General features: G+C 70.2%; 9 protein-coding genes. 5 read left to right on the forward strand and 4 right to left on the reverse strand.

Annotated features, from left to right (window positions below; translation table 11 throughout):
- Positions 1 to 112 precede the first annotated feature (112 nt).
- The 3 genes from ABZZ74_RS36875 (at position 113) to ABZZ74_RS36885 (ending at position 1,307) form a co-directional block, all read left to right on the forward strand.
- A complete protein-coding gene (locus tag ABZZ74_RS36875) occupies positions 113 to 373 on the forward strand; it encodes a hypothetical protein (protein WP_356772576.1) in 261 nt (86 codons plus the stop codon).
- A 6-nt stretch (positions 374 to 379) separates the two neighbouring features.
- Entirely contained in the window at positions 380 to 703 is a 324-nt protein-coding gene (locus ABZZ74_RS36880) for an SCO5918 family protein (protein ID WP_356772558.1), read from the forward strand.
- 175 nt (positions 704 to 878) lie between these two features.
- A complete protein-coding gene (locus tag ABZZ74_RS36885) occupies positions 879 to 1,307 on the forward strand; it encodes an STAS domain-containing protein (protein WP_356772560.1) in 429 nt (142 codons plus the stop codon).
- Here the strand turns inward: ABZZ74_RS36885 and ABZZ74_RS36890 are convergent.
- The 4 genes from ABZZ74_RS36890 to ABZZ74_RS36905 form a co-directional block, all read right to left on the reverse strand.
- Complete coding sequence (locus tag ABZZ74_RS36890; RefSeq protein WP_356772562.1) at positions 1,240 to 2,301, reverse strand: acyl-CoA desaturase; 1,062 nt, start codon at positions 2,299 to 2,301, stop codon at positions 1,240 to 1,242. The two genes, ABZZ74_RS36885 and ABZZ74_RS36890, sit on opposite strands and share 68 nt — an antisense overlap.
- A 21-nt stretch (positions 2,302 to 2,322) precedes the next feature.
- The gene (locus ABZZ74_RS36895) at positions 2,323 to 3,474 is read right to left on the reverse strand and encodes a ferredoxin reductase (RefSeq protein ID WP_356772564.1); all 1,152 of its coding nucleotides are present in this window, start codon (positions 3,472 to 3,474) and stop codon (positions 2,323 to 2,325) included.
- Positions 3,475 to 3,885: 411 nt separating this feature from the next.
- Positions 3,886 to 4,179, reverse strand: coding sequence for an SCO5918 family protein (locus tag ABZZ74_RS36900; RefSeq protein WP_356772566.1), 294 nt, complete (start codon positions 4,177 to 4,179; stop codon positions 3,886 to 3,888).
- Positions 4,180 to 4,317: 138 nt separating this feature from the next.
- Entirely contained in the window at positions 4,318 to 5,013 is a 696-nt protein-coding gene (locus tag ABZZ74_RS36905; protein ID WP_356772568.1) for a hypothetical protein, read from the reverse strand.
- An 818-nt stretch (positions 5,014 to 5,831) separates the two neighbouring features.
- On the opposite strand from ABZZ74_RS36905, the gene ABZZ74_RS36910 reads away from it, so the two are divergent.
- Both ABZZ74_RS36910 and ABZZ74_RS36915 read left to right on the forward strand, forming a co-directional pair.
- Positions 5,832 to 8,483, forward strand: a complete 2,652-nt coding sequence (locus ABZZ74_RS36910; protein ID WP_356772570.1) for an RICIN domain-containing protein — start codon at positions 5,832 to 5,834, stop codon at positions 8,481 to 8,483.
- Between the two features lie 396 nt (positions 8,484 to 8,879).
- Positions 8,880 to 10,580 carry an RICIN domain-containing protein gene (locus ABZZ74_RS36915; RefSeq protein ID WP_356772572.1) on the forward strand — a complete coding sequence of 567 codons (1,701 nt, stop codon included), beginning with the start codon at positions 8,880 to 8,882 and terminating at the stop codon, positions 10,578 to 10,580.
- The last annotated feature ends 427 nt before the right edge of the window (positions 10,581 to 11,007 follow it).

Below are 11,007 nucleotides of genomic sequence, written 5' to 3' on the forward strand. Positions count from 1 at the left end.
GACGGACGACCGCCTGCGCAAAGCCGTCGCGATCAGAACACATCCGCCCGTACCGCAGGAGGCAGCAGTGACACCGCTTCAGATGCATCGAAAACCGACCGCTCCCGACGTCATGGCCCGGGTCGATCACCTGGACGCGATCGAGCTGCGGGTGTTCGACGACATGACCGTCGAGGTGGCCCTGTCCATCATGGCCGGTGCCGGTGTGGAGCACCTGCTCCTGTGCGACGGGGACGACGAGCGCACCGGCTCGGTCACCCGGGCCGAACTCGCCGTGCACCGCGGCAGTTCCGGCTACACGGACCGCGTCCGGCTGCGGGACGTCCTCGGCGCACCGCGCCCGGTCATCACCCCCCTCCCCTTCTCCCTTTGAGGCATCATGCGCTGTGTCATCGCCCGGTTCCCCTTCGAACTGACCAAGCACGGAGTGCTGGCCTCGATGGCGGGCGTCACGCCCGAGATCGTCACCGGTGATTCCGTGACCATCGGCCGCCGCCGCTATCCCGTGATGCAGGTCGGTGAGGTCATCACCCGGCAGGACCGCCGCGACTTCACCAGCGGCGAGGTCATCCGGGCCATGTCCCGCCTCGGCTTCACCTGCCACGCCCGTCCCGAGGCCGCACCGCTTTTGGACGGGCGTGTCCGCAGCCCCCTCCAGGTCGCCTCGGAAGCGCTCGGGGGTCCCGCCTCCCGGGACACGTGACGGCGTGCGGCGTGCGGCCGGCGTCCCCCGGGCGAAAGACAGCTCGGCAGGCACCACGCGGCAGTAGGCTCGACGCGCGGTAGCCCTTGGCCCCGGCCCTCTCCGTGCAGTCCGTTCCGCGCAACAGAGGCTCTGCGCACACTGAAGCTCCCACCGGACAGAGGAGATGGGGCGCATGTGCGCTCATCCCGACCCGCACGAGCCTTTCCCGACGCCCGAACTGTTCGACGAATGCCGGATGGTGCACGCCCACGGCGAGCTGGACCTGACCTCCGTGGCACCCCTGGTGCACGCTCTGGAGGGTGCCCGGACCGGATGCGGGCGCGTCTTTCTCATAGTGGACCTCCGCGAGGTGACCTTCGCGGACGGAAGCATCCTGCGCCCGCTGTGCGAGGCGTGGGACGACTGCCGGGCCCGGCGGGGCTGGGTCCGCGTCGTCCACAGCAGCCTGGGCATCGACCTCGTCCTGCTCGGCGGCGGCGTACTCGGCCGTTTCCCGGCCTATGCCAGCGCCCAGGACGCCTGGCGCGGAACGCCTACGGCAGCGCGTGGCGCAGCACCCGCCCCCACATCGACGCGTACTGCCGACCAAGAGGCCCCGTGACGTACGGCAGTCCGTGCCGGGCGCAGATCTCCCGCACCCGGGGCGCGACCTCGGCGTAGCGGTTGCTGGGCAGGTCGGGGAAGACGTGGTGCTCGATCTGGTGGCTGAGGTTGCCGGTGAGTACGTGGAAGAGGAAGCAGCCGTCGATGTTCGCCGAGCCCTGGATCTGGCGGAGATACCACTGGCCGCGGGTCTCGCCCTCGATCTGGTCCTCCGTGAAGGTCCGTACGTCTCCCGGGAAGTGGCCGCAGAAGATGACGGTGTGGGCCCAGATGTTGCGCAGGGCGTTCGCCGTGAGGTTGCCGAGGAGGCAGGGTACGGCGGAGGGGCCGGCGAGCAGCGGGAAGAGGACGTAGTCCTTGGCGAACTGGGCCACCGCCTTGCGGGCCAGGCCGGTGAGGTCGCCGAGGAACGACCGCACGCTCTTGCGGCCGGCCGGCACGGCCTCCGCCTCGAGGTCGTACAGGGCGATGCCCCACTCGAAGACGGGCGCGAGCAGGGCGGCGTAGAGGGGCTGGAGCAGGTACACCGGGTGCCAGGGCTGCTCGGGGCTCATCCGCAGGATGGTGTAGCCGAGGTCGCGGTCGCGGCCGACGACGTTGGTGTACGTGTGGTGCAGGTGGTTGTGGGTCCGCTTCCAGGCGTCGGCGGGTGTCGCGAAGTCCCACTCCCAGGTGGTCGAGTGGATCGCCGGATCGCCCATCCAGTCCCACTGGCCGTGCAGGATGTTGTGGCCCAGCTCCATGTTCTCCAGGACCTTGGCCGTGGTGAGCATCGCGGTGCCGGCCAGCCAGGCGGGCGGGAGGACCGAGACGGCGAGCGCGAGGCGGCCGCCTGTCTCCAGGGCGCGCTGCGCGGCGAGCATCGTGTGGATGTAGCGGGCGTCGTCCGCTCCGCGCGCCGCGACCACCTCGGATCGGATGCGGTCGAGTTCGCGGCCCAGTTCGTCGCTCTGATCAACTTGCTCGCCAGTCAGGGCAGTTGCTGCGGTCATGGGGGGCCTCCTCGGGAGGTCCTAGGCATCGAGGACGAGCGGACCCGCGGCTCCGTTGACGCAGGTCTGGATCAACTCGCCGGGTTCTCCGTGCACTTCACCGGTCCGCAGATCACGGATCCGGCCGTCGACGAGAGATACGAGGCAGCTGTGGCAGACGCCGATGCGGCAGCCGTACGGCATCGCCACGCCCGCCTTCTCGCCGGTCAGCAGCAGTGGGGCGGACGCGGGGGCGTCGGTCTCCACGCCACTGCGGTCGAACCGCACCCGGCCGCCGGTGGCGTCGGCGGCCTGCGGCAGTACGGGCGTCAGCCGGAAGCGTTCGGTGCGAAGCCGCCCGCGCAGGCCCGCGGCACCCCAGTGCCGCTCGGCCGCGTCGAGCAGTCCCGCCGGGCCGCACACCCAGGCGTCCCGGCGCCGCCAGTCGGGGCAGAGCGCGGCGATGCGCTCCGGGGTCAGGCGACCCTGCGTGCACGTATACGTCAGCCCGAGCCGCAGCCAGGGCGACCGGGCCGCCAGGTCGGTCAACTCATCCCGGAAGAGGCACTGTTCGGGATCGGGTGCGCTGTGCAGGAGTACGACGGCGTCCCGGGCACCGGGTGGTCGGCGGCGGCCGGCGAGGGTGCGCAGGATTGCCATCACCGGGGTGATGCCGCTGCCCGCCGTCACGAACAGCATCCGTTCCGGCGGCGCCTCGGGCAGTACGAACTCCCCCTGGGCGGGCCCGAGTCGCAGCACCGTGCCGGGCGGTGTGCGGTGCACGAGGAGCGGGGAGACACGGCCGCGGGGGTCCGCCTTCACGGTGATGGTGAGCGCCTGATCACCGGGCCGTGCGGTGATCGAGTACGTACGCCAGTGCCGTACACCGTCGATCTCCACCCCGACCGGCAGATACTGCCCGGCACGGTGCCCGGCCCAGCCGCGCCCCGGCCGGATGGTCAGGGTGGCCGCGGCGGCGCCCTCGGCGTGCACGGCGACGATCCGGCCCGACGGGTTTCGGGCGGACAGCAGCGGGTCCAGCAGGGCGAGGTAGTCGTCGGGGGTGGCGGGGCTGGTCAGCGGGCCGGCCAGCCAGGACGCGGCCGTCAGGATCTGTCCTCCGGTACGTCCGGACCACCACCCGGTGAGCCGGTCCGTGACGGGCGACGGCAGCGCGGGCCTCGGCACGGGCATGGGTGTGCCTCTTCTCCTGGGCGGGTTCTGGGCGGGTTCCCGGATCTGCTTCCCGGGCGCGGGACCGGGCTTCGTGTCCCGGTGGATGTTCCGGGATCCGCTGTCGCTTCGCGTGCGTGGCGCGTAGTGCGTGATGCGTGTTCCTGGATCCGCGTGCGGCTGCCGTGGGACCCGTCGGTCGCGTATGTCCCGGTGTGCCGGTGTTTCGGGCCGGTTTCCCCGCAGCGATCGAAGCACACCGGACGGCCGGTGGCCGGGCGACCGCAGGTTTTGCGCCACCGGTCGCGCCGCCCCCGTCGGCGCGGATACGGCGTCGGCCCGGCGCGGGTGCGGTGACCTGCGCGGGCGGGCGGCGCGGAGGAGGGCCGCCGCGTCCCGGTTCGGCCGGATCGCGGCGGACGTACGGGAGGGTCAGCCGAGCAAACGGTCGACGGAACCGTACGACAGGCCGGGCGTGGGCGGGGGCTGCTGAGGTGCGGTCCGGCAGGTGAAGCCGAGACGGACCAGTGCCCGGACCATCTCCGCGGCGGTGAAGTCGCGCGGGTCCTGGCGGGTGATCACCACTCCCACCTGCTTGACGGGGTACACCCGGTCCCCGATGACGACAGATTCCCCCGTCACGGGCTCGGGCAGAACGTTCTCCATCGACATCTCCACCGCCGCCTTGGACAGGTCGAAGGGATAACGGGCGATCACACAGCGCATGGTGCCTCACCAGGGTCGGGACGGATCAGGGACGGGTGGAAGGCGAACGGGCGTGCAAGGCGGTCGACGCGGGTGCCGATCGAACGAGAACGGACGGGCAGGAGCCCGCGCCCGCCGGTCGCCGTCGTCGCTCGTCGGTCAGCGGAGCACCAGAAGTCGGCCGGGAGTGAGATACGACGCCCCGCGGGCCTCGGCCGACAGGCAGCGCCAGCCCCAGGACAGCAGTGCTTCGAGTGTGTCCGCGTTGTCACGGTCGACCAGCGTGACACCGAGCGCGGCCGGGTGATCGCTCAGCAGCCGCTTCTGCAGGCGCCGGGCGAGGTTCCACTCGCGGCTCTGGTCCTGGGTGCGTACCCGTCGCTCGACGAGAATGTCGGCGATGGCGAAGAGCCTGCCGAAGGCGGCGACACGGAGCAGGCTCTGTGGGAGGCACCCGTCGAGACCGTCCCACCAGGGCCCGTCGCCACGCACGGGGAAACCGTAGGCGCAGGCTGTGAGGCCGATGGCGCCCGAGGGGCCGGCGGTCTCCGCCACGAGCAGCTCGAACCCCGGTCGCCGCATGTGGCCCGCGAGCCGTCGTCGGAATACGGCAGACCGGTCCTGGTTCGACGCATCCGATGCCCGCACCTGGCTGGACGAGGTGTGCGTGTACAACTCGCCGAGCTCTCGCATGCGGTCGTCGATCTGGCGCCGGGTCAGAGGGCGGACGAACTCGCCCTTCTCGGGTGAGGGCCCCTGCCGACGCCGCTGCGGCGGCGCCTCGGTAAGCGCTGGTTGTCGGCCGGGTGTCACCAGGTGGGCGGTCTCCGGGCGGTCCGGCGTGTTCACGGTCATGGGCGAACCCTGCTCCGGGTCCGGACGGTTCCGGCCCGGCGTCGTCGTTCGCCGAGAACGGCACCGGCGCGTGAGCCGGCACACGAGGCACCCTCGGTGCCCTCGAGCCTACTCCCGACGACATGGCAGGCGAGGGCGCTATCCACCCGGTGGGCCCCGGAAGCCGGGGGGAGCGGCTTGGGTGGAGGAGTGTGCACCGGCGAAGCGCCCCCGAGTCGGCCAAGTGATTGAGCCGAGTCGGGCCAAGAGCCCGTCGAAGCGGCACACCGCCCGTCGTTTCCCGACATCATTCCTCGGTGCTGTGCCCTCAGCGTGCCCGTAAGACGGGTGAACCGCGGTCGACTACGGTGCGATCGTGCGCTCCCGGGCGCCACACCGGACCACGTATGCCCAGGTCAGAAGCGCTCCGGCTCCCCAAGCGCCGTCGCTTCCCAAGCTGAGAGCGCGAGTTCGATTCTCGTCACCCGCTCCATGATGAAACCCCCAGGTCATTGACCCGGGAGTCCGGCCCCTTCTCGGTGTACGGCGTTGTGTTCCGCGTTCCCAGGCCGGTGCCCCGGTAGCCGCCGGGGCGATCTCCGTGGCCCTGCCGGCAACGTCCTTCGCGCCGTACATCTTCCGGGCGTTGCAGGAGTTGCGGTTGCCCGCGGCGGGCCGACCGACGGTGACGGCGACCGTCCCGGCGTCGTCGAGGTGAAAGAGTTCCCGGCTCGAGGCAACCCTTTGCGGAGCCTGTGACCACAGGGGATCGGATCCGGTCAGTTCCGGTGTCTGGATCCGGACCTCCGGTGAACGGCATGCAAGGAGAACACCTCCCCATGAACAACCCCACGAACGGCGGGCGCCGCGGGCGTCACCGCCGTCGCTGGACCGCCACTGCTCTGCTCCTCGGCGTACCCCTCGCCGTCGTGCCGTATCTCCTGTTCGCGCAGGAGGATTCGCACGCTGCGACGGTCGACGGTGATGCCTACTACAGACTGGTCTCCGTGCGCAGCGGCAAGGTGATGGACGTCAACGGCTTCTCCACCGCCGACGGCACCCGTATCCAGCAGTGGACCGACCAGAACACCGCCAACCAGCAGTGGAAGCTGAAGCCCACCGGGGACGGCTACTACGAACTGGTGAACCGCAACAGCGGCAAGGTGCTCGGCATAGCGGGCGGTTCGACCGCCCAGGCGGCCGCCGCCGAGCAGCAGACCGACAGCTCCTCCACCTCCCAGGAGTGGCGGATCGACGATGTGAGCGGTTCCGACGCCGTCACCTTCACTTCCCGCAGGAGCGGCCAGGTCCTGGACGTCTCCGGAGGCTCCACGGCCGAGGGCGCGCCGATCATCCAGTATCCGGGCCACGGCGGCACCAACCAGCAGTGGAAGCTGGTGAAGACGGCCGAGACCCAGACGGCCGGGACCGGCGGTGCGCAGACCACGGCCGCGGCCGGACCGTATGTGTGGAACAACGCCCAGGTGGTGGGCGGCGGTTACGTCACCGGGCTGGTGTTCAACCAGAAGGAGAAGGGCCTGCTGTACGCGCGCACCGACATGGGCGGCGCCTACCGCTGGGACACCTCGGCCGAGCAGTGGATCCCGCTGACCGACTGGCTCGGCGAGAAGGACTGGAACCTGCTGGGCATCGATTCGCTGGCCACCGACCCCGTCGACCCGGGCCGGCTCTACCTCGCGACGGGCACCTACACCAACGAGTGGGCCGGCAACGGCGCGATCCTGCGCTCCACCGACCGGGGCCGCACCTTCCAGCGCACCGATCTGCCGTTCAAGCTGGGCGGCAACGAACCCGGCCGCGGGGCGGGCGAACGGCTCGTGATCGACCCCGCGAACCACGCCACCCTGCTGCTGGGCACCCGCAAGAACGGCCTGTGGCGCAGCACCGACTACGGCGCGACATGGAGTCAGGTCTCCTCGTTCCCCGTCAAGGACGGGGCGAGCAGCGGCGCGGGCATCTCCTTCGTGACGTACGGCCCGGCCGGCAGCAACACGGTCTACGTCGGCGTCAACGACAGGTCCACCTCCCTGTACCGCTCCACCGACGGCGGCAGCAGCTGGCAGGCCGTCTCCGGCCAGCCCACCGGTCAGATGCCGCAGCACGGCGTGGTCTCCGGTGACGGTTCGCTGTACCTGTCGTACAGCAACGACATCGGCCCCAACGACGCGACGGCGGGATCGGTGTGGAAGTACACGCCGTCCGGCGGCGCGTGGAAGAACATCTCCCCCTCCCAGGGCAGTTACGGGTTCTCCGGTCTGGCCGTCGACCCGCAGAAGCCGTCCACGGTGATGGTCACCACCCTCGACCGCTGGTGGCCCCAGGACGAGGTCTACCGGACCACCGACGGCGGCACGACCTGGAAGGCACTGGCCGACAAGTCGCAGCGGGACGCCTCCGGCGCTCCGTACGTCGGTACCGGCATCGGGCACTGGATGACCGCGCTGGCCATCGATCCCTTCGACTCCGGGCACGTGCTGTACGGCACCGGCAACGGCATCTGGCGCAGTCAGGACGCCAACGCCTCGGACAGCGGCGGTACCAGCCACTGGACCTCCGGGGCCCGGGGGCTGGAGGAGACCTCGCTGGCGGACGCGATCGCCCCTCCCGGCGGCGCCACCGTCATCACCTCCATGGGCGACCAGGGCGGCTTCCGCCACGACTCCCTGACCGAGGTGCCCGCCGGACGGCTGAAGAACCCGCTGATGAGCAGCAGCACCGACATCGACTTCGCCCAGTCGGCCCCCTCGGTGATGGTCCGCGTCGGCACCGGCGGCGCGCAGGACGGCGCCTACTCCACCGACGGCGGCAGCAGCTGGAACGGCTTCACGGCAGAGCCGGTGGGCAGCGCGAACAGCGGCCATGTCGCGCTCGCGGCGGACGGCTCCACCATCGTGTGGACCGAGGCCGGCCAGGCCCCGTACCGCTCGACCGACAAGGGAGCGAGCTGGTCGAAGGTCAGCGGCCTGGGCACCGACGCCGTGGTCGTCGCCGACCGCTCCTCGGCCAACACCTTCTACTCACTCACCGGCGGAACGCTTCACGCCAGCACCGACGGCGGCGCGACCTTCACCGCCCGCGCCACCGGCCTGCCCTCCGGCCGACTCACCGCCGTCCCCGGCATCAGCGGGGACCTGTGGATCGCCGGCGGCGGCAACGGGCTGCTGCACTCCACCGACGGCGGCCGCACCTTCACCACACTCAAGACGGTGCAGTCCGCCTCCGCCCTCGGCTTCGGCAAGGCCGCACCCGGCGCCGACTACCAGGCCCTCTACCTGATCGGCACCGTCGACAACGTCACCGGAGTCTTCCGCTCCACCGACAAGGGCACCACCTGGCTCCGCGTCAACGACGACGCCCACCAGTGGGGCGCCATCGGCAGCCTCGGCATCATCACCGGCGACCCCGACACCTTCGGCCGCGTCTACATCGGCACCAACGGCCGCGGCCTCCAGTACGGCGACCCGTCCTGACCCCGACGCCCGAGCGGGGCCGCAGCCACAACGGCCTGCGGCCCCGCTTCCGGGTCCGCCTGCTACCGCGCGCACTCAGAAGGTCGTTGAGCATGCGCAAGGTCGTTGAGCACGCGCACCGGTGACGAAAAAGATTCTGTGGCTCTTCGCGGCAACCTTTTCGGCCTCTCGGACCACTCAGCGTTGTCCGGCCAAGTGGTCCGGTCAGAGCAACAGCTGAAAGAGAGCACAGGCGTGTCCCTGGAACGAGAGCACAGACATGTCCCCGGCCCACCCACGTCATCGGTGGAGTCCCCCGTCGGCGGCCACCGCGGCGACGGCGGCTCGCGCGGTGGTCGCCCGAGGCATCGTGGCCGTCGGTTGCTCGCGCGTCGGGGTCTCTGGGCGGGTCTCGCCATGGTGGTCGTGGCTGGCTCGGCTGTCGTGGTCAGCCAGGCTTCGGCGCAGCAGAAAACCCTGGATCTGAAGAAGTGGTACGTGCTGGTCAACCGCAACAGCGGCAAGGTGCTGGACGACCGCGGCTCCGCCAAGAACGACGGCGCGGCGGTGGTGCAGTGGGCGCGCCACGGCGGGGCCAACCAGCAGTGGCAGTTCATCGACGCGGGTGACGGGTACTACCGGCTGAAGAACCGGAACTCCGGCAAGGTGCTGGACGACCTCGGCTGGTCGAAGACCGCCGGCTCCGCCATCGTGCAGTGGAAAGACCTGAACGGCACCAACCAGCAGTTCAAACTGGCCAAGTCGTCGAACAGCTACCTGCGTTTGGTCAATCACTTCAGTGGCATGGCTGTCGGTGTCCGCAACGCCGCCAAGGCCGACGGGGGCAACGTCGTCCAGAACCGCGACCGGGGCGGTGCCGATCAGCAGTGGAAGCTCGTCGCGGTCGGGAACGTCAGCGGCGGCGGTACGCCCACCACGCCGAGCAGCAGCGCTCCCGCGAGCCCGACTCCGAGCGCCCCGCGCCCGTCGTCCTCGCCTTCGTCCGCGTCTCCGTCGCCCACGAGCGGTGGCGGCAGCTCGGCGAAGAGTTTCCTGGGCAGTGACAAGGTGATCATCGGCGGCTCGATGACCGACGCCTCAGCGAACGCCGCGCCGTTCGACGCGCGCTACGCCTATGTGCACAGCCAGCCCGCGCCCTCGTCGGACTACTACACGGCAGCGAAGTGCAAGGACGGGTGGTCGAACTGGTGGGGCTGCTGGAACGGCAGCACCACGGCGCCCGGCACTTACGTGACCTGGCGGGACAGCGTGGCGGCCCAGGCGACGTACAAGGGCAGCGCGCGTCCGCAGAAGATGCTCTGGACCTGGTACTCGTTGCGCGACCTCGGGGATGCGGCAGGCGAGGGCGACGGTCCGGGTGAGGTCAAGGCCATCAACCGGGTCGACCTGCTCACCCGGTACCTGAACGACTACCGTTTCTTCCTCCAGAAGATCGGCACGTCGCACGACGCGATCGACCTTGAGCCCGACTTCTGGGGCTACGTCCGGTCGCTCGGCGATCCGCACAAGGTTGCCGCGCAGGTCTCGGCCGCGAATCCGACGGATTGCGGATCCCAGGAGAACAGCGCCGCCGGACTCTCCCGCTGCCTGATCTCGATGGCGCACAAGTACGCGCCGAACACCGCCGCGGGGCTCCACCTCACCTGCTGGGACTGGCAGAACAACACCCAGGGATGCGTCAAGGACTACGCGAGCCTCGGGGCGCAGAACGCCGACTTCCTGGTCACCGACGTGTCGGACCGCGACGCGGGCTGGTACGCACAGCCGGCCCACGGCGGCAGTGACCACTTCTGGACCGACCAAACGGCCGCTGACACGCTGAAGTTCTACAAGACGATGGCCGAGTCCGTGGGCAAGCCGGTGGTCCTGTGGCAGATCCCCGTGGGCAACATGGCGCAGAACAACACCCTCAACCACTACAAGGACGACAAGGTGGACTGGTTCTTCGGACACATGGACCAGGTGGCGAACGCCCATGTCGCCGGCCTGTTCTTCGGTCCAGGGCAGCAGGAACAGACCACGGTCGAGTCCGACGGCGGAAACCTGATCAACAAGACGATCGCGTACCACAACTCGGGCGGTACAGCACTTAAGTAGGCAAAACTGGCGAATGCGCCCCCATCTCTTCGATGGGGGCGCATTTCGTCGTCTTGGTCGGGCTCGGCGAAGGGGATGATCGTGCTGACAGGTGACGGCGGGGAAGCCGAGGTCGACCGCGAGGCCGGGGGAGTGCGGGCCGTGCCGGTCGAGGAATGCGTCGCTGTGGCGGAAGGTGAGTGAATGCGGCCCGGACGCCGGCGCCCACGCCGCGCAGGACCAGGAGCACACCCATCAGCCCGACAAGCCTCGCCGAGCCTCCGTCTGGTCCCCGAACGACGGGAACCCCAGCCGGCGCACGGCTGGGGTTCCTCGACGAGGCGGTGAGCAGCGGTCAGCGCTGCAGGGTGAGGACGCCCGGCCGCCACGGCAGCTGGTCGTAGGGGCCGCTCGCGGAGGGGGACTTGCCCTGGTAGAGGAACTGCAG

Source organism: Streptomyces sp. NPDC006476 (assembly GCF_040612015.1).
Taxonomy (GTDB): domain Bacteria; phylum Actinomycetota; class Actinomycetes; order Streptomycetales; family Streptomycetaceae; genus Streptomyces; species Streptomyces griseorubiginosus_B.